We start from the raw sequence: 17,146 nt of genomic DNA on the forward strand, positions 1-17,146 counted from the left end.
GCGTGTAGGTCCATACCCACTTGGCATTGACCTTGTATTTTTCGGCAATCTCCTCCGCGGTGTAATATTCGGTGATGTCGAAGTCCTTCTTTGACACCAGCCGTTCATAAGGTTTGCTTTTGAGCAGGAGTTCGATGTCGGCTTTCCGTACCAGCGACATCTTTCCGCTGAGCCGTGAGGCGCGGAGTTTCTCCTCTTTCACCAGTTTGTAGATGTACTGGCGGCTTACCCCCATGAGCCGTGCCGCCTGCGAAAAGGTGAAGTATTCCTGCTTCTCCAGCGACGAGCGCAACTCCACCATCTCCTGCATGTGGCGCAGCTCCATCTTCCGCTCCATCATGCGGTGTTTGTAACCTCGTTTCGAGCATTGGGGGCTGCAATAACAAGTCGTTGTTTTCCGTGCAATGAACGGTTTCCCGCACCATTGACAAATCCTTTTTACTTCCATATTTTCGTTCTTTTTTCGTCCGTTTTACATGATTTCTAATTTCCCTTTTTGTACACACATGTAAACCATTGTCAACACACGTCAACTACTGCGTCAGTGTGATATTCGGGCAAACCGTGAATCGCCGTCACGGTAGAAATACGTATGAAAAATATGGATAAAAACCGTCACTTCCAAATACGGTCTGGAATGCACATAAAAATAAAAGCCGCTGATATTCAGCGACTTTACTCTAGATGGTTATGATTGGTAACGGTTATTTACAAGCCGTCATTTGCCGATGCAGAATTTCGAGAAGATGTTTTGCAGGATTTCGTCGGGGGCGATGGTGCCGCGGCCTGTGATGGCGCCGAGGTGGGTGATGACCTGGCGGATTTCTTCGCTCAAAAGGTCGGTTGGAAGGCCGTGGTCGAGACCGTCGAGGGCTTGGGCGAGCGCCTCGCGGGCTGCCGAAAGCGCCTCGTAGTGGCGGCTGTTCGAGACGACCGGGTCGCCGTGGTAGAGCGCTTCGGTGTCGACGGACTCCCGCAGGGCGTTAAACAGGGCGTCGATCCCCTCGCCGTGCTTGGCCGAAATGCCGACAACTCCCTCGGGAAGCTGTCCGACGGCCGGAGCCTTGTCGATCTTATTGACGACGGTCAGGAGTTTCTGCCCGGGGCGTATCGGAAAATCTGGGGCGGGAATCGGACCCGTAAGCGTTGCGGCGTCGATCAGATGGATGACGATCCGTGCCCGTTCGATGCTCGACATCGTGCGTTCGATGCCCATGCGTTCGAGCCGGTCGTCGGTCGAGCGGATGCCGGCCGTGTCGAGGAACCGGAAAAGCACCCCGCTGATGTTGACACACTCTTCGATCACGTCGCGTGTGGTTCCGGCGATCTCCGACACCATGGCTCGTTCCTCGTTCAGAAGCCGGTTGAGCAGCGTCGATTTGCCGGCGTTCGGAGCTCCGGCGATGGCCACGGCGACACCCTCCCGAATGGCGTTTCCCAGAGCGAACGAACTGCGCAGGCGGTCGATCTCCGCGGCGATCCGCTGCATCGTCCCGCGCAGTGCCGTGCGGTCGGCGAACTCCACATCCTCCTCCGAGAAGTCGAGTTCGAGTTCCAGCAGCGAGGTGAGGTTCAGCAGTTTTTCGCGCAGCGATTCGAGTTCTGCGGAGTATCCGCCGCGCATCTGCGTCGTGGCCAGCGCATGCGCGGCGCGGGACGAGGAGGCGATCATGTCGGCCACGGCCTCGGCCTGCGAGAGGTCGAGTTTCCCGGCCAGGTAGGCGCGGATGGTGAATTCGCCCGGCTGGGCCATGCGTCCGCCCGCGGCTGTCAGCAGGCGGAGGATTTCCGAGACGATGTAGGAGGAGCCGTGGCACGAGATCTCGACCGAGTCTTCACCCGTGTACGAGTGCGGGGCGCGGAAAACGGTTGCCAATACGTCGTCGATCACGCGGTCGCCTTCGCTTATCGTGCCGTAATGCACCGTGTAGCCGTCGGCCCCGGCGAGCGGCCTCCGGCCCCGGAATATCCGGTCGCAGAGGGCGAAAGCTTCGCTGCCGCTGATGCGGATGACGGCGATGGCCCCTCCGGCGGCGGTTGCAGGGGCGACGATGGTATCGTAATCGGTGTTCATTACCTGCCTTCGATGCGGAGTCGTTGTCCGATGCGGAGCTTGTGGGCGCTCTTGAGTTTGTTCCAGCGCATGATCTGCGCCGTGGTCACGCGGTAGCGGCGGGCGATGGCCCCCAGCGTGTCGCCCTTTTTGACCACATAGACCGATCCGCTGCGCTCCTGTCGTTTCTTGTCGATGTTGGCTGGGTTGATGTATTCCTTGAGGTACATCGAATCCTTGGCCTGGATTTCAGGCTCATGGGCAATGTATTGCATGACATACCGCTGGGGCAGGATCAGCGTGTAGGGCTTGGTCGTGGCCGGGATGATGTCGAGTTTGTACTGCGGGTTGAGTTGGCGCAGGGTCTCGATCGGCAGGTCGATCGTCGAGGAGATCTGCCCCAGGTGCATCAGTTTGTTGATCCGGACGGTGTCCACCGAGAGCGGAATCGGGGCCTCGGTCGGCTCGATGCCGTGCTGGCGGTGGTAGGCATAGGCGTACGACGCACCGATGAAGGCCGGGACATAGCCCCGTGTCTCGCGGGGCAGATAGTCGTATATCTCCCAGAAATTTTTGCCTCCCGAGCGGGCGATCGCCTTGTTGACGTTGCCCGGGCCGCAGTTGTAGGCGGCGATGGCCAGCGACCAGTCGTTATAGATGGCGAAGAGGTCCTTCAGGTAACGGCAGGCGGCCTGCGTGGCGCGGTAGGGGTCGCGGCGTTCGTCGACCAGCGAGTTGATCTCGAGTCCGTAGCTCTTGCCGGTCGTGGGCATGAACTGCCACAGCCCGACGGCTCCCATGGGCGACACTGCCGTGGGGGAGAGCGCCGATTCGATGATCGGCAGCGCACGCAGCTCGACGGGAAGTCCCTCGCGGAGCAGCTCCTCCTCGATGATCGGGAAGTAGTACTGCGACATGCCGAGGATCCGGCTGATCGTGCCGTAGCGCGAGCTGGTGTAGCGGTTGATGTAGCCCTTTACGATGCTGTTGTAGGGGAGCTGGATCGGCGATGCGAGGTCGAGCAGCCGCCGGGAATAGACCGAGTCGGGCGTGCTGTCGGCCTCCCCCGTAGCCTCCTCCAGGATGTATTGTTTGAAAAATTCGCAGTAGGCGTCCTGCCGCTGGCGTTCGCGCCATGCGGCCAGCAGCGAGTCGGTCTGCTCGGGGGAGAATCCCAGCGTCATGTCGTTGACGACGGGTTTTTCGACCGGGGTGGGTTCCGGTTCGGGAACGGGAACCGGTTTGATTTCGGGGACGGGCGTCGGGGCGACGACTGCGGTCGGGGTCTTGGCTTTTCTGTCGCGTTTCTTCTTGCGGGGGCTGCGGTCGATGGCCGATGCCGAAACGGCGACGGCAAGGAGCAGCGTTAGGGTAAGGAGCTTCTTCATCGTCTAAAATTTCAGGCTCAGATTGAATCCGAACACCGGTCGGTTGCCCCCGAGGGTGGGGACGTAGGTATAGTCGACCAGCGGTTCGAGGTTCATCGAGAGGTCGTCCGAGATGTCGTAATCCTTCAGGTGGGCGTCGACATGCGCATCGACGATCTGCAGGACGTACAGCGCGCCCGAGAGGATGATGCAGAGGTCGCGGTTGCGCCGGTAGTTGTTGCGCAGGTTGCGGATGAACGAGGCCGAATAGCGTCCGTGGAATTCGTCGGACGGTCCGTCGGGGTATTTGTCGGGATTACGCTCGTAGTCGCTCAGCAGATTGTAGGCCTTTTTGAAACGCTGGTAGCCGCGGTTGTTCCAGTCGATGCAGTAGATCATCGAGGCGAATCCGCCGATGACGAACGGAACCTTCCAGTAGCTTTTGTTGTAGATCTGTCCCGCCCCGGGGAAGATGCAGGCCAGTGTGGTGGCCTTCTTGACGCTCGACACGTCGTTGGTCGAGTAGTTCACGGCCGCGTCGCCGATGAAGTAGATGTACGAGGCGATCGTGATCCCCAGGTAGACCTGACGCCGCGTGTTGCTGCGGATCATCTTCGACTGGAGGGCGTCCAGCTCGGGGGTGCGCGTGAGGCTCATGTCGGTGTAGGACTCGAACTGGCGCTTGAGCGGCTTGTAGGTCTTGTTTTCGTGGATGTAAAGACCCAGTCCGGTTCCCACCAGTCCGTAGAGGAGCGGCAGTTTCCAGTACTGTTTGTTGTAAATCTGTCCGTAGCCGGGGACCGCGGTCGAGATCCAGCACACCTTCGAGAGCGACATCGAGTCGCTCATGAACCAGCCCTTTTTGCGGCCCTTGCGTTTGGTCGTGGTGTCCACACCCCGCTGTGCGGCGTCGAAGCGTGCCAGGGCCAGTGAATCGAGGTAGTGCAGATCGTCGGAGCGCAGGCTTGCGACAGCCGTCGAGTCGGCGGCGTATTCGGCAGCGGCGATCGAGTCGATCTGCCGGACGAGGCCCGCCAGGCGCAGCGAGTCGAGCCGCCCCTTGAGCGAATCCGGTTTTTCGAGCAGTCCGCCGCGGACAACCGTGCGCGCGCCGCGGTGAAGCTGCGCTCCGGCAGGCAGCCCCAGCAAAAGGGCCGCGACGAGGAGCAGGAGTTTGAACCGGATTGTCACCATACAGTTAATCAGGAGCGTTTGGCGAAACGTTCGATAAATTGTTCGATGTCCTTGTCGTCCGTGAAGCCGATGACGATTTTGCCGCCGCCGTTTTTCGCACGTTTGATCGAAATTTCCTGCGAAAAGAACTTCTCGAGCTGCTCGACCAGCTTCAGGTAGCTTTCGGGATACTCTTCGTCTTCCGCATTCTGTGCCTCTTTCGGGGCTTCGGCGAGCGTGCGGACCAGCTCCTCGACCTGGCGGACCGAGAGGCCTTTCTTGATGCACTTTTTCAGCACGCGCAACTGCTGGTCGGCGGGTGCCCCGGCGATGGCCTTGGCGTGTCCCATCGAGATCAGTCCCTCCTTGAGGGCGAGCTGCACCTCATCGGGGAGTTTCAGCAGACGCAGGTAGTTCGATACGGACGAACGCTTCTTGCCTACCTTCTCCGACAGGGCGTCCTGCGTGAGGTTGCACTCGTCGATCAGGCGCTGCATGCCCAGCGCGATTTCGATGGCGTTGAGGTCCTGCCGCTGGATGTTCTCCACGAGGGCCATGGCGTGCAGGTTCTCGTCGTCGACCTCGCGGATGTAGGCCGGGAGGGTCTTCAGGTCGGCTCTCTGCGCGGCCCGCCAGCGGCGTTCGCCGCTGATGATGATGTATTTGCCGGCGGCGGCCTTTTTCACCGTCACGGGCTGGATGACGCCCAGCTGGCGGATCGAGTCGGCCAGTTCGTCCAGCGCCTCCTCGTCGAACTGCGTGCGCGGCTGCGTGGGGTTGGGTATGATGTCGGCGATTTCGATTTCCGCCATCTGGCTCATCGGCTTGAGCTTGGCGTCCACGGGGTCGCTGCCGAAGATGGCGTCGAGTCCGCGTCCTAATCCCTTCTGTTTCATATCGGTATTCGTTTATTTGCTGCGTTTGCGGTTGCGTTTCAGAAATTCCCGGGCCAGGGCCAGGTAGTTTTCCGAGCCGACGGCCCCGGCATCGTAGAGCATCACGGGCTTCCCGTGCGAGGGCGCTTCTCCCAAACGGATATTGCGCTGGATTATTGTGTCGTAGGCCAAAGGTCCGAAGTGTTCGCGGACCTCGCTCACCACCTGGTTGTTCAGCCGGTTGCGCATGTACATCGTCAGCAGGAAGCCCTCGATGTCGAGATCGGGGTTCAGGCCGCTCTTGACCTTGCGGATGGTGTTGAGCAGCTTGGAAAGTCCTTCCAGAGCGAGGTATTCGCACTGCACGGGGATCAGCACCGTGTCGGCGGCCGTGAGGATGTTGACCGTGGTGTAGCCCAGCGACGGCGAGCAGTCGATGAAGACGTAGTCGAACTTTTCGCGCACCGAGTCGATGATGCGTTTCATCACATGGTGGGCGTTTTCCATCTTCGGCAGCTCGGTGTCGGCAGCCACCAGGTCGATCGACGAGGGCAGCACCCAGAGGTTTTTCACGTCGGGGCTTTGGAGAAGCACTTCGTCGGCCTGTTTCTGCCCGGCGATGCATTCGTAGATGCCTTCGAGGTTGATGTCGAAACCCAGCCCCGAGGTGGCGTTCGCCTGCGGATCGGCGTCCAGCAGCAGGACCTTCTTGCCCAGCAGGGCCAGGGAAGCCGCTAAATTGATAGCTGTCGTGGTCTTGCCCACGCCGCCTTTCTGATTGGCCAATGCGATTACCTTTGCCATGTTTGAATTCGGTTTATAAGCAGGCAAATTTAGTGAAATTAAATGGAAATCCATAACCGTAGCGGAAAAATGCTTATCTTTACGGTCGGAATGAATTGATAGCTACACGATACTATGGAAGAAAAAAAATCGTCGGCTTCCGCGGCGGCGCCCGCAGTTTCGGAACAGCCGGCCGCAGACCCGGGGGCGGAGTTGCATCCGGACCGCCGGAAATTCCCGACCGTCGGCGACCTGTTCGCCATGCTGGGCATCGCCTTCGGGGCGCAGATCGTCGTGGGGACGGTGGCGATGCTCTTCCTGCTCTTGGCCGGACACGGGCTCGACTTCAAATCGCTGGAACCCTCCGCGCTGGGCAAGGTGATGGCGGCGCTCTATTTCAGTTCGATGTCGATCACGCTTGCCGGCATCCTCTACTACCGTCGCGCGCGCGGCGGCAGCGGTCCGTGGGCGCGGTTCTCGGCGCGGGGGCTGAATCCCGCGCTGCTGCTGTGGGCTTTCGTGCTGATCTTTGCCGTCGGGGTGGTGCTTGAGCCGCTCCTGCGGCTGTTGCCCGAACTCTCGCTCGACGTGGGGCGCGGATTCTGGACCATTCTCTCGCTGGTGATCTTCGCCCCGATATTCGAGGAACTGATCTGCCGCGGCGTCGTGCTGGGATCGCTGCGCGACAAGTTTGGCGTGACCACCGCGTGGCTCGTCTCGTCGCTCTTCTTCGGCGTGCTGCACGGCCAGCCCGTGCAGGTGGTCAGCGCCACGGTCATCGGGCTGGTGCTCGGCTACGTCTATCTGGCGACCGATTCGCTCTGGTCGGCGATGATCCTCCATGCGCTGAACAATGCCGTGGCCTATCTGGCGCTGGCTACCGGGCACGGCAATGCGCTGCTGATCGATCTGGTGGGCAGCCGGACGCTTTACGTTCTGATTTACATTGCGGCACTGGCGCTCTCCGCCGTGTCGGGCTATATGATGCTGCGCGCGCTGCGGCGCATGAAGGAGTCGGGGAAAAATCCCTCCGCAGCGTAATAATCCGGCTCCGCACTGCGTTACTTACAAGTAAAAAATGTATCTTTGCCCTTCGGAATATGAATTTGCGAGCGAAAATAGTGGTCGCGGCGAGTGTGCTGCTGTTGGCGGGTTGCCGGGAGCTGCCGCGTTATTTTGCCGGAACCACGACCATTGCGCGGGCCGGAGGTAAGGACCTGCGGCAGAGCGACGTGCGCTCGGTGGTCCCGCAGGGGCTTTCGGGCGACGACAGCGCGGCCTTCATGAAGGTCTACATCGACCGATGGGTGCTCAGGCAGCTCAAGCTCCAAGAGGCGGAGACCCTCTTTTCCTCTTCGGCGGGCGACATCGACAAGATGGTGGAGGAGTACCGTCAGGCGCTGCTGATCCGCCAGTTGGACCAGCATTATGTCGACCGTTCGATCGACACGGTGTTCACTGCCGACGAGATCGCGGCCTACTACAACACCCACAAGGCCGACTTCAAGCTCGACCGCACGATCGTCAAGGGGCGCATCGTCCGTTTCGGCGAGGAGTATCGGCTGGCTGCGAAACTCAAGACGCTGATGGGCGCCAGATCGGAGGTGCAGCAGCAGGATTTCAGGGACATCTGTGCGAAGAACGATTTCACGGTGAGCGACTTCCGCGACCAGTGGATCGATTTCCCGGAGTTTTTGAGCTACCTGCCGACGCTGCGTTCGCAGAGCTACGATTCGGTGCTGGCGAGCAGTGCCGTGCAGGAGATGCGAGACAGCCATGCGCGCTATTATTTCCAGATCGATGCTGTGCTGCGCGAGGGTGAGCCGATTCCGCTCGAGCGGCTGCGGGGCACGATCCGCCGCATCCTGTTCAATCAGCGCAAGGGCGAGATCATCCGCGCACACGAGGAGGAACTTTGCACCCGGGCCGCGGAGACGGGCAAGGTGAAGATTTTCGCCGACGAGAAACCGAAGAAAGACGAATAAAAATAAAACGATAAACGAAACCAAGATGTTGAAAAAAGCTATGATGGCCGCGGCGCTCGCCCTGTTGTTCGCAGGCGCCCTGGCGCAGAAACGGCAGGTGATGCTCGACAAGGTGGTGGCCGTGGTGGGCGGATCGTCGATCCTCTACTCCGAGGTCGACGACTATGCGCGCCAGCTGACGGAACAGCGCCGTCAGGAAGGTTACACCTCCGACCGCGACCCGATGAATGAGGCGCTCGAAGCCCTGATGACCCAGAAGCTGCTCTACAACCAGGCCCAGATCGACTCGGTGAAGGTCAACGACGCCGACATCATGGCGCGCGTCGAGGAGCAGGTGCAGCAGATGGTCGAGACCGAGGGGTCGATCCCCCAGCTCGAAGCCAAGCACCACATGCCGATCTTCAACATCCGCGAGATCATGCGCCAGCGTTACGAGGAGCAGGCCTATGCCAACTCCATGCAGAGCGAGGTGGTCGGCAAGGTGTCGGTGATTCCGGGCGAGGTGGAGCGTTTCTACAAGTCGATCTCCAAAGACAGCCTGCCGCTCGTCGCCGACCAGTATGTCTACGCGCAGATCACCAAGTTCCCCAAATCGATGACCGCAGCCAAGCAGCGTACGCGCGAGCGGCTGATCGACATGCGCGAACGCGTGATCACGGGCAAGGCCAAGTTCGAGAACCTCGCCCGCATGTATTCGCAGGACCCCGGCACGATGATGCGCGGCGGTGAGATGGATCCCTCGACGATCGAGCAACTCGATCCCGCATTCGGTGCGGCGCTGGAGAAGATGCGCTCCGGCCAGATCTCCGAGGTGGTCGAGTCGCAGTACGGTTTCCACATCATCCAGCTTTTGGACAAGCGCGGGCGGCTCTACCATTTCCGCCACATCCTGCTGCGTCCGGTCTATACGACCGAGGAGTTGGGTGCTTCACTCAATACGCTCGACAGCCTGGTGCAGATGATCCGCAAGGATTCGATCACCTTCGAGCGGGCCGCGTTGCTCCATTCGGACGACGCGCAGTCGAAGATGAACGGCGGTATCGTCTCGAACCACGACATCCTGGAGCGGTTCAACGCCTTCGATGCCAAACTGACCGTCACGAAGTTCCTCAAGGAGGATTTCGGCCGTTTCAAGAGCCTGGATGACTACAATGCCCTGAGCCGGCTGGAGCCCGGCGAGATCTCGGATGCCTACCTCACCGAAGACATGCTCGGCAACCAGATGGCCAAGATCGTCAAACTGGTCCGGGTGATCCCCACGCATACGGCTTCGCTCAACGAGGACTACCTGCGGCTGGAGGAGATGGCCTTGCAGGACAAGCAGGATCGGGTCTTCAAGGAGTGGCTTTCGAAGAAGATCGAGGGCATGTATGTCTACATCTCGCCCGAATTCCGCGACGGGGAGTTCGAGAACAAACTCTGGGTGAAATAGACCGTGCGCAGGTTCTTGTCCATAGCCGTAGTGGTGCTGGCCGCCGCCGCAGTCGCGGCGCGCAGCGGCATGCAGGCTCCGGAGGGTGAGAAAAAACTCATCGACCTCAAGTCGGACCTGATGGGGCCCGTCGCCCCGGGCGATTCGGTGGTTTTCCTGGTGGGGAACTTCGCCGCACAGCACAACGGGGCCGTCATCACGTGCGACTCGGCCGTGCGCTACTCGGACATGCGCATCGAGTTTTTCGGCAATGTGCTGATCAACAAGAATACCACCTATATTTATGGTGACAGGGCCGAGTACGACGGTGATCTGAACGAGGCGCGGGTCTACTCCGACATCATCAAGGTCGTTGACGGCGACGCCACGCTCTATACCTATAAGTTCCTGTTCAATACCAAGGAGAACGTCGGCGAATTTGCCGACGGCGGGGTGATGCTCAACCGCGAGAATCTGCTCGAAGCGGTGCGGGGCTACTACTATGCCGACACGAAGGAACTGATCGCCGTCGACAGCGTCGAGATGCGCAACGACGAATACGAACTCAAGGGCGATTCGGTGGTGTACAACATGGCTACCGACAACGCCTTTTTCTTCGACCGCACCAACATCTGGAACAAGGACGGAGACTACCTCTATGCCGACCGCGGGGCCTACGACAAGGCCGATACGCTCTATATCGTGACGCGCAACGGCTATATCCTGACCGAAAAGCAGGAGATCTGGAGCGACAGCCTCCATTACTACCGTGCCGAGGACCATGTGATCCTGCGGCGTGACCTGCAGCTGGACGATGCCGAACATAAGGTGATTGCCTTCGGCGACTATGGCGAGTATTGGAAGGAACCGGGGAATGCACTCCTCACGCGCCGTCCCGCGGTGGTGAGCTACGATCTTTCGCAGGGCGACTCGCTGTTCATGCGTGCCGACTCGATGTTCCTCTTCACGATCAACGAAAATGCACGGCGCCGGGCCGCTGCCGCTGCCAAAGCCGATTCGCTGGCGCGGCTGAAAACCGATTCCGCCCTCCTCGGAACAGCTCATACTGCGGACGGGGAGCTTCGCGGAGATCCGTCCGGGGCGGATTCGCTCGGGCCTGACGGCCTTCCGGTGCTCGGCGATTCGCCGGACGGGGCCGCAGGGCTGGATTCGCTGGCCCGGCAGGAGGAGGCCGATTCGTTGGCCGTTCCGGCTGTCGATCCGCTCGACACGCTGGTCGGCGATGCCCGGAAAGCCTACCTCAAGGAGCAGGCCGCCAAGTTGAAGGCGGCGCAAAAGGCCGCTGCCGCCAAAGCCAAGAAGGAACGGCTGGAGGAGATCGCCAAAAAACGGCAGGAGAAGATGACGGCCAAACTACTGGCCCAGAAGGAGCGGGAGGAGCGGCGTCTGGCTGCGCGCAGACTCAAGGCCGAGTCGAAACTCCGTGCCCGTCAGGCCCGTGCCGCGCGTAAAGGCAAGGTGATTCCGGTCGACTCCACGGCCCTGCGCGAGATCGATTCGCTGATCGCCCGCAACGACCGGGAGATGGATTCGCTGCTGTTGCAGTTGGGCGATTCGCTGGCCGCCGACTCGCTGGCGATGCAGATTCCGGCCGACTCGGTCGATTCGCTGACCGATTCCGCCGACTCGATCTACCGCCTGATGAAGGGATTCCGCAATGTGCGCATTTTCCGGTCCGATTTCCAGGCCGTATGCGACTCGATGACGGCCCTCAGCACCGATTCGACGATCCATCTTTACATCAACCCCGTGCTGTGGAACCAGGGCAATCAGATCACCTCCGATGTGATGGATATTTTCACCGAGAAGCAGCAGATCACGCGTGCTGAGTTCGTCGGTACTCCGATGATGGTCTCGCAGCTCGATACGCTCCATTACAACCAGGTGGCGGGCAAGCAGATGACGGCGTGGTTTCGCGACAACCGGATCTACCGCAACGACGTGAACGGCAATGCCCAGACGATCTACTACATGCAGGATGGCGAGCCGCCCCAGATCACGGGCATGGGTGTGATCGAGAGCGGCGACTGTTCGTTCTATATCGAGGACCAGCAGGTTGTGACGATCGTCTACCGCAAGGACCCCGACTGGCACATCTATCCGATGGACAAGATCCCCGCCGATCAGGATCTTTACCTCAAGGGGTTCAAGTGGGAGGGCGCACGGCGTCCGACGCAGCGGGAGGTCTTCGACCGCAGGATCCGTCCTTCGCAGCGCGAGGAGAAGAGACGTCTGGCCCATCCGGATTTCCCGCTCCTGAAAGCCCTCGAGGAGCACAAGAAGCAGTTGATCGGCGAGCGCCGTTGGCTCGACCGCAACGATCAGGTCGATGCCGCCACCGTGGAGTGGATGCGGATGCTGGGCTTCGAGGTGGGGCAGCCGCGGGAATCGGGACCCAAGCTCTGAAAAATCGGAAAAAGGTGAAAGGACGCAAGACTTTTCACCCTTTTTTGTGCTATTTTTGCAATCGGTTAGTCGTCGCCCTCCCTTTTCCAATGGAGAGAAGTCGGATCGCCCGGCCGATCGGGCCCGGGGACTCGATCTGGATATGAGGGCTGCCCGGCACGGTTTCCGGATCGCCGGAGAGAGGGGACGGCCGCCGGCATCTGCATCCGTAACTATTTCCGATATGAACAGCGATAACAGCGAAGAGATCTTTCCCGTGGTCGACACGGCGGGAAACGTCGTCGGCAAAGCCACGCGTGGCGAGTGTCACGGCGGGTCGATGCTGCTGCACCCGGTGGTGCATCTCCATGTTTTCAATACGCGCGGCGAACTCTATCTGCAGAAACGGCCCGCCTGGAAGGACATTCAGCCCGGGCGTTGGGACACGGCTGTGGGCGGACATGTGGACTACGGCGAGACGATTGGCCAAGCCCTGCGGCGCGAGGTGCGCGAGGAGCTGTGCATCACGGAGTTTGTGCCCGAGGTGGTTGCAGTCTATCCGTTCCGCTCGGAGCGCGAATACGAACTGGTCCATGTCTTTCGCACGGTCTACGACGGGGAGGTTCGTCCGAGCGGAGAACTCGACGGCGGGCGTTTCTGGTCTCTGGACGAAATCCGCGAAAACCTCGGACACGGGGTTTTTACTCCCAATTTCGAAGGCGAGGTCGGATTGATTCTCGGCTGATCCCCCGATTTACGCCGGCTTCGTTGCAGGGCTTTGCTGAGGGGGGCGGAGTTTTCGGTTGGGGGCTTCCGTTCTTTTGGAACTTCGGGACTTCGGGACTTCGGGCTTTTCTGGGCTTTTTGGGCTTTCTGGGCTTTCTGGGCTTCGGCTCTTGGCTCGCGGTCAAGGGGATGGTTGCGGTCGGGGACGGATCCCGGGCTTCGGGCACGGGAGTGCTTCAGTCCGCGCTCCGGAGGGCGGTTACAGCACCAGCATCAGCATCACCTGGATGATGATCACGCGCAGGAACATGCACACGGGGTAGACCGTGGCATAGGATACGGAGGGGTTGTCGCCTTCGATCGTGTCGTTCACGTAGTTGAGAGCCATCGGGTTGGCCATGCTGCCGCACAGCAGTCCCGCGACCGATCCGAAGTCAACCTTCAGCACCCGCAGGGCGAACAGCCCGACCAGCACCACTGGGACGAACGTCAGCGCCAAGCCGATGCCGAGCCACAGGACCCCTTCGGGGCGCATGACGGTCTCGAAGAAGTGGGTTCCGGCGTCCAGCCCGAGGCATGCGAGGTACATCGAAAGGCCCAGTGCGCGTAGCATCAGGTTGGCGCTCTGGGTGGTGTAGGTGATCATGTGGAGCCGGGGGCCGAATGTGCCGATCAGGATGCCGACGATGATCGGACCGCCCGCAAGGCCAAGTTTCACGGGAATCGAAATCCCGGGGATTGCCACGGGAATGCTTCCCAGCGTGAGGCCGAGGATCAGACCGATGAATACCGCCGCGAGGTTGGGTTCGTTGAGGCTCTTGACGGCGTTGCCGAGGATTTTCCCCACGTTGCGGATCGCCTCCGCTTCGCCCACCACGGTCAGGCGGTCGCCCAGCTGCAGGCGCAGGTCGGGGGTGGCAAGCAGTTGCACGCCCGAGCGGTATACGCGGCTGATGTTGATGCCGAAGGTGTTCCGCAGGCGCAGCTGCGAGAGTTTCTTGCCGTTGATTTCGGGACGCGTCACGAGGATGCGCTGCGAGATGAGCTGGCTGTCGACGGAGTTCCAGTCGATGTTTTCCGTGTTCCAGTCCTTGGTCTCCTGCTCACCGAATATCAGCCGCAGGGCATCGGCTTCGCCGGGGGTGGTGATGACCAGGATCACGTCGTTCTCCTGGAGGGTCTTGTCCGACGTGGGGATCGAAACCCGTCCGTTGCGCCACAGGCGCGAAATAACGAAGCGGTGGTGGCTCTGCGTCGCGATTTCGTGAACGCTCTTGCCGAAGACCGCGGGATTGGTGAGGTGGTAGCTGGCGATGAAGACGTTCTTGCGGTGCTCGGCATCGGGACCCGGCATGTCGCAGGGGCGCACGAAGAGCTTGCGCAGGAAGACTACGGCCAGGATGACGCCCGCGACGCCCAACGGGTAGGTCACGGCACAACTCAACGCCGCTCCGTTGGCGTCGATGCCCATTTGTTGCAGCGTCTGCTGCGCGGCACCCAGTGCCGGGGTGTTGGTCGTCGCGCCGCACAGAATACCCGACATGTCGGGCATCGAGACCCCGAAGGCATAGCTCATGGCCATGGCCATGGCCGTTCCGAGCAGCACGATGGCGATGGCGGGCGAGACGAGCCGCAGTCCGTCGGCGCGCATCGAACTGAAGAAACCCGGCCCGACCTGCAGTCCGAGGGCGTAGACGAAGATCACCAGTCCGAAACTCTCGGCATAGGTCAGCATCGCCGGGTCGAGCGAGAGTCCGAAATGTCCGGCCAGAATGCCGACAAAAAAGATGAAGGCCGTTCCGAGCGAGATGCCGAAAAAGTGGATCTTTCCCAGTCCGATACCGATCGTCGAGATGAGTGAAATCACCACGACGGCCTGCAAAGCCGAGTGCTCGACGAGCAAATCTTTAAGCCATTCCATCTGTTTATCTGTTGAAGCCGTTGCAAAAGTAGGTCAAATTTTCCGGATTGCCGCTTTTTTGCAGAACGAAAAGTGGCCCGTATGTGTCCGGGCGTATTATTTTGCCTTTTCGGGGTATGACATTTTGGTCGAGACTTATTACAAAAACGTCCTGCCTGTTGTGAGTTGGGATAATTTTCCTATTTTTGTATTACTGGGATGAACACAGATCATCAGTGACGCACGAAGGACTTTTTTGCCGGAGAAAGTTCGGGTTCCAATCCGGTAGCCGCCTGGATTCTTCAGGGACTTGTTGGTCCGGGTAGCAGCGTTGGTGACCGTTTCGGTCACCTTCGTTGTTTCAATACGTAGGGCAGGATCGCCCGCTTTCAGGTTTGCACACCCCTCCGCGCAGGCAGTCGGATTGCCGTCCGAATTACCGTTCGGGTTGTCGGCCGGTTGTCGGCCGGGCATGCAAAAAAACGAAGCGGCGGAAAATTCCGTCGCTTCCTGTACCCTCGCCGGGAATCGAACCCGGATTTGCGGTTTAGGAAACCGCCGTTCTATCCGTTGAACTACAAAGGCTTGTATCTGTCGTGCATCTTCGGCGAACGGTTGTCTCCGATTTTGCGCGAAAGGCATCTCCTGCTCTGCTCCCGGGAAAGGAGCCCCTTGCCTGGCTCGGTCGCCTTCTTTCCTCGCTTTGCCCGGTTCCGCTGCCTCCTTGCCTGGACCCGGGGAGTTGCTGAATGCAATGCGGTGCGTCTGTTGCCAAACGCACCGCAAAGATAGTAAAAAAATCTGTTTTTAGAAACTGAACCCGACACCGATGGAGAAGGTGTGGGCTTGCGCAGTGTAATTGCCGGAGAAGTCGGTGATCGCACTGGTCGTCGGGTAATTGGGTGCGACGTTCTTGATCCGCTCGTTGGCCTGTGCCAACACGGGGTTGACATACGGGTAGGAACCCGTGCGCTCGGGATCGGCCGAATTCACATAGCCGTAGGCCAGGTCGACGTGCATCCATTTGTATGGGCGGAACGTGATACCGGCGGTGTAGGCGAGTTTGGTCATCGACGGCGTTTCGGGATTGAGGTAGTCGCTGCTGACGGGGCTTTCGTCGACATACATACCCATGCGGGCCGTCAGCCAGTCGAGTGCGTGGTATTCGCCGCCGAAGCGGAAGGCCAGCGTGTTGGAGTAGTTCTTGTCGCTGGCGGGGATCGTCAGGACCGGGAGATTGGTCGACGGATTGAGAATCCGCACATCGAGCTGGTCGTATGCGCTCCACAGCACATACTGTAGGTCGACGGCAAACTCCCATTTCGTCACGGGGCGGAAGCTGACACCCCAGGTCAGCGAAGCCGGAAGCGGAAGCTCGGTTTTCACGTTTGCCGAGGAGATTTCCGCGGGATTGATGTTGAATTGGGGGAGGAGTTTCCCCAGAACGGTCTGAATCGTCGGGTCGTTGATGGTCGCTATGTCGATCGAGCCGGAATCCACCTTCATCTTGAGTTTCGAACGATAGGTCATGCCGAGCGACCATTGTTCGTTGATCTCCCACAGGATGCCGAGGTTCATCCCGACGGCGACCTTGGCCCGTCCTTCGAGATCCAGCGACATGATGTTGCGGTCGCCTGCCAGCTCGAAGATGTTCGGGGTGCCCGGGTCTACGAGCTGGATGATGCTGTTCAGCGCGACGTTTTGGGCATTTGTGGCCCCGATGGGCAGCATCGAGCGCGAAAGGTCGAATTTGCCCCACGTCATCATCAATCCGGCACCTACGGAGAGGTGTTTGCAGATTTTGAATGACACCGTAGGCTGGAAGTTGTAGGCCCTGAGATTGATGGACTGCACGAGCTGCGCTCCGATCCAGTTGTCGCCCCAGTTCATCGACGAGCCGAAGGGGGTGTTGAAGGCCAGACCGACCGACATCCAGTTCAGCGGCTTGTAGTTGAAGTAGGCGTAGAGAGGGGTTGCAACCTTGTTGTCCGACGAAAAGTGGCGGGGTTGGGTTTTACCCGTATAATCGGGCAGGGAGGTATAGGTGGCACTGGAGGCTATTCCCGTGACGCCGACCGAAAAGTCGAACTGCGTGGTTTGGAATGATGCGGCTGCGGGGTTGAACCAAAGAGACTCCGAATTGAGCTGCATGGCTGTACCTACGTGGCCCATACCGTTCTGTTTCGAGGAGAGGTTGTTTACCTGATAACCCTCGGCATAAGCGCCGGAGGCGATGGCAGCGGCGGCCAGAACGAGGAAAAGTTTTTTCATGACAAATTGGTTTGGTTTATACTCGGCATGCCTCCCGGCATGCAAAATCGGGGGCAAAAGTAGAAAAACTATCTCCTCGGCCCAAACTTTTTGGTCTAAAATTCTCGAAAATTGTACTAAATGGCATTGTTTTGGCCGAATTGGCGGGTCCCGGATCGGCCAAAATCCGGGCATGAATGCCGAAATTCAGGACAGG

The 17,146-nt window shown here is 59.8% G+C and carries 14 protein-coding genes and 1 tRNA gene; 5 read left to right on the forward strand and 10 right to left on the reverse strand.

The genetic code is table 11. The annotated features are described in order from the left end of the window. The 6 genes from QZ460_RS09965 to QZ460_RS09990 form a co-directional block, all read right to left on the reverse strand. On the reverse strand, window positions 1–448 hold a 448-nt coding region (locus QZ460_RS09965), incomplete at its 3' end, for a helix-turn-helix domain-containing protein (protein WP_290541430.1). Between the two features lie 270 nt (window positions 449–718). Continuing rightward, window positions 719–2,074: a tRNA uridine-5-carboxymethylaminomethyl(34) synthesis GTPase MnmE gene (gene mnmE / locus QZ460_RS09970; RefSeq protein WP_290541431.1), complete on the reverse strand. Its 1,356-nt coding sequence runs from the start codon at window positions 2,072–2,074 to the stop codon at window positions 719–721. Further along, on the reverse strand, window positions 2,074–3,441 hold the full coding sequence (locus QZ460_RS09975; protein WP_290541432.1) for a lytic transglycosylase domain-containing protein: 1,368 nt from the start codon (window positions 3,439–3,441) through the stop codon (window positions 2,074–2,076). Before QZ460_RS09975 ends, mnmE begins: the two co-directional genes overlap by 1 nt. Before the next feature lie 3 nt (window positions 3,442–3,444). Next, window positions 3,445–4,614: a DUF5683 domain-containing protein gene (locus QZ460_RS09980; RefSeq protein WP_290541433.1), complete on the reverse strand. Its 1,170-nt coding sequence runs from the start codon at window positions 4,612–4,614 to the stop codon at window positions 3,445–3,447. 8 nt (window positions 4,615–4,622) lie between these two features. Further along, window positions 4,623–5,489, reverse strand: coding sequence for a ParB/RepB/Spo0J family partition protein (locus QZ460_RS09985; protein WP_290541434.1), 867 nt, complete (start codon window positions 5,487–5,489; stop codon window positions 4,623–4,625). A 12-nt stretch (window positions 5,490–5,501) separates the two neighbouring features. Next, window positions 5,502–6,272, reverse strand: a complete 771-nt coding sequence (locus QZ460_RS09990; RefSeq protein ID WP_290541435.1) for an AAA family ATPase — start codon at window positions 6,270–6,272, stop codon at window positions 5,502–5,504. A 114-nt stretch (window positions 6,273–6,386) separates the two neighbouring features. Between QZ460_RS09990 and QZ460_RS09995 the strand changes: the two genes are divergently transcribed. From QZ460_RS09995 to QZ460_RS10015, 5 genes are all read left to right on the forward strand, one after another. Continuing rightward, window positions 6,387–7,292, forward strand: a complete 906-nt coding sequence (locus QZ460_RS09995; protein WP_290541436.1) for a type II CAAX endopeptidase family protein — start codon at window positions 6,387–6,389, stop codon at window positions 7,290–7,292. Between the two features lie 59 nt (window positions 7,293–7,351). Next, the gene (locus QZ460_RS10000) at window positions 7,352–8,236 is read left to right on the forward strand and encodes a hypothetical protein (protein WP_290541437.1); all 885 of its coding nucleotides are present in this window, start codon (window positions 7,352–7,354) and stop codon (window positions 8,234–8,236) included. Window positions 8,237–8,261: 25 nt separating this feature from the next. Then, window positions 8,262–9,668 (forward strand): peptidylprolyl isomerase, encoded by a 1,407-nt coding sequence (locus QZ460_RS10005; protein ID WP_290541438.1) that lies wholly within the window; start codon window positions 8,262–8,264, stop codon window positions 9,666–9,668. 3 nt (window positions 9,669–9,671) lie between these two features. After that, window positions 9,672–12,074 carry an OstA-like protein gene (locus QZ460_RS10010; protein ID WP_290541439.1) on the forward strand — a complete coding sequence of 801 codons (2,403 nt, stop codon included), beginning with the start codon at window positions 9,672–9,674 and terminating at the stop codon, window positions 12,072–12,074. A gap of 223 nt (window positions 12,075–12,297) precedes the next feature. Continuing rightward, window positions 12,298–12,798 carry an NUDIX domain-containing protein gene (locus QZ460_RS10015; RefSeq protein WP_290541440.1) on the forward strand — a complete coding sequence of 167 codons (501 nt, stop codon included), beginning with the start codon at window positions 12,298–12,300 and terminating at the stop codon, window positions 12,796–12,798. 240 nt (window positions 12,799–13,038) lie between these two features. Here QZ460_RS10015 and QZ460_RS10020 read toward each other — a convergent pair whose 3' ends face one another. The 4 genes from QZ460_RS10020 to QZ460_RS10035 form a co-directional block, all read right to left on the reverse strand. Next, window positions 13,039–14,700, reverse strand: a complete 1,662-nt coding sequence (locus QZ460_RS10020; RefSeq protein WP_290541441.1) for a putative transporter — start codon at window positions 14,698–14,700, stop codon at window positions 13,039–13,041. Between the two features lie 492 nt (window positions 14,701–15,192). Further along, a tRNA-Arg gene (locus QZ460_RS10025) sits at window positions 15,193–15,264 on the reverse strand. Between the two features lie 222 nt (window positions 15,265–15,486). Next, window positions 15,487–16,950 (reverse strand): outer membrane protein transport protein, encoded by a 1,464-nt coding sequence (locus tag QZ460_RS10030; RefSeq protein ID WP_290541442.1) that lies wholly within the window; start codon window positions 16,948–16,950, stop codon window positions 15,487–15,489. 16 nt (window positions 16,951–16,966) lie between these two features. Then, window positions 16,967–17,146, reverse strand: a 180-nt coding sequence (locus QZ460_RS10035) for a hypothetical protein (protein ID WP_290541443.1), incomplete at its 5' end; no start/stop codon positions are given.

The sequence above is a fragment of the Alistipes sp. genome (genome assembly GCF_020026455.1).
Lineage (GTDB): Bacteria > Bacteroidota > Bacteroidia > Bacteroidales > Rikenellaceae > Alistipes.

What these genes read in the sequence shown, in the direction of transcription:
- mnmE (WP_290541431.1), bottom strand. Translation starts at nt 2,074, where the DNA reads ATGAACACCGATTACGATACCATCGTCGCCCCTGCAACCGCCGCCGGA.
- QZ460_RS09975 (WP_290541432.1), bottom strand. Translation starts at nt 3,441, where the DNA reads ATGAAGAAGCTCCTTACCCTAACGCTGCTCCTTGCCGTCGCCGTTTCG.
- QZ460_RS09980 (WP_290541433.1), bottom strand. Translation starts at nt 4,614, where the DNA reads ATGGTGACAATCCGGTTCAAACTCCTGCTCCTCGTCGCGGCCCTTTTG.
- QZ460_RS09985 (WP_290541434.1), bottom strand. Translation starts at nt 5,489, where the DNA reads ATGAAACAGAAGGGATTAGGACGCGGACTCGACGCCATCTTCGGCAGC.
- QZ460_RS09990 (WP_290541435.1), bottom strand. Translation starts at nt 6,272, where the DNA reads ATGGCAAAGGTAATCGCATTGGCCAATCAGAAAGGCGGCGTGGGCAAG.
- QZ460_RS09995 (WP_290541436.1), top strand. Translation starts at nt 6,387, where the DNA reads ATGGAAGAAAAAAAATCGTCGGCTTCCGCGGCGGCGCCCGCAGTTTCG.
- QZ460_RS10000 (WP_290541437.1), top strand. Translation starts at nt 7,352, where the DNA reads ATGAATTTGCGAGCGAAAATAGTGGTCGCGGCGAGTGTGCTGCTGTTG.
- QZ460_RS10005 (WP_290541438.1), top strand. Translation starts at nt 8,262, where the DNA reads ATGTTGAAAAAAGCTATGATGGCCGCGGCGCTCGCCCTGTTGTTCGCA.
- QZ460_RS10015 (WP_290541440.1), top strand. Translation starts at nt 12,298, where the DNA reads ATGAACAGCGATAACAGCGAAGAGATCTTTCCCGTGGTCGACACGGCG.
- QZ460_RS10020 (WP_290541441.1), bottom strand. Translation starts at nt 14,700, where the DNA reads ATGGAATGGCTTAAAGATTTGCTCGTCGAGCACTCGGCTTTGCAGGCC.
- QZ460_RS10030 (WP_290541442.1), bottom strand. Translation starts at nt 16,950, where the DNA reads ATGAAAAAACTTTTCCTCGTTCTGGCCGCCGCTGCCATCGCCTCCGGC.